A 1,165-nucleotide genomic window follows, 5' to 3' on the forward strand; every position below is an offset into this window, starting at 1 on the left:
GCCGCCGAGCAGCGCATCGCCGAGGCGGACACCGCGCTGCGCGAGGCCCGCGCCGAGGCCGAGAAGGTGCTCACCGAGGCCAAGGACGCGGCGGCCAAGCAGCTCGCGGGCGCCGAGTCGGCCAACGAGCAGCGCACGCGCACGGCCAAGGAGCAGGTGGCCCGGCTCGTCGCGGAGGCCACCAAGGACGCCGAGAGCGTCAAGTCGGAGGCCGAGCAGCTCGTCGCCGACGCCCGCGCCGAGGCCGAGCAGCTGATCGCGCAGGCCAAGGAGAAGGCCCGTACGGTCACGGCGGAGGAGACCGCGGGCGAGCTCGCGAAGGCCGCCCGCACCGCCGAGGAGGTCCTGAACAAGGCCTCCGAGGAAGCCAAGTCGACGACGAAGGCCGCCACCGAGGAGGCCGAGCGGATCCGCCGCGAGGCGGAGGCCGAGTCGGACCGGCTGCGCGGCGAGGCGCACGACCTGGCCGAGGAGCTCAAGGGCGCGGCCAAGGACGACACCAAGGAGTACCGCGCCAAGACCGTCGAGCTGCAGGAGGAGGCGCGCCGGCTGCGCGGCGAGGCCGAGCAGCTGCGGGCCGAGGCCGTCGAGGAGGGCGAGCGGATCCGGGCCGAGGCCCGCCGCGAGGCCGTCCAGCAGATCGAGGAGGCGGCCAAGACCGCCGAGGAGCTGCTGTCCAAGGCGCGCACCGACGGCGACGAGCTGCGGGCCGCGGCGACCGCCGAGAGCGAGCGGGTGCGCACCGAGGCCATCGAGCGGGCCACGTCGCTGCGCAAGCAGGCCGAGGAGACGCTGGAGCGCACGCGCGCGGAGGCCGAGCGCTACCGCACCGAGGCCGAGGAGCAGGCCGAGACCACCCGGTCCGAGGCGGAGAGCGCCGCCCAGTCCCTGAAGGACGAGGCCGAGCGCGCCATAAGCGCCCGGCAGGACGAGGCGGCCCGCGAGCTGACCCGGCTGCACACGGAGGCCGAGGAGCGCCTGACGTCGTCCGAGACGACGCTGAACGACGCACGGGCCGAGTCCGAGCGGCTGCGCCGGGAGGCCGCCGACGAGAGCGAGCGGCTGCGCTCCGAGGCCGCCGAGCGCGTACGCACGCTGCAGGCGCAGGCCGAGACGGAGGCGGAGCGGCTGCGCACCGAGGCCGCGGCCGACGCGTCGACGACCC

1 pseudogene is annotated in these 1,165 nt (G+C 76.1%); it reads left to right on the top strand.

From position 1 onward, the window contains the following. Nucleotides 1-1,165: pseudogene (locus G3I40_RS16415) on the top strand (hypothetical protein); the annotation flags it as partial.

Source organism: Streptomyces sp. SID14478 (assembly GCF_010548525.1).
Classification (GTDB): domain Bacteria; phylum Actinomycetota; class Actinomycetes; order Streptomycetales; family Streptomycetaceae; genus Streptomyces.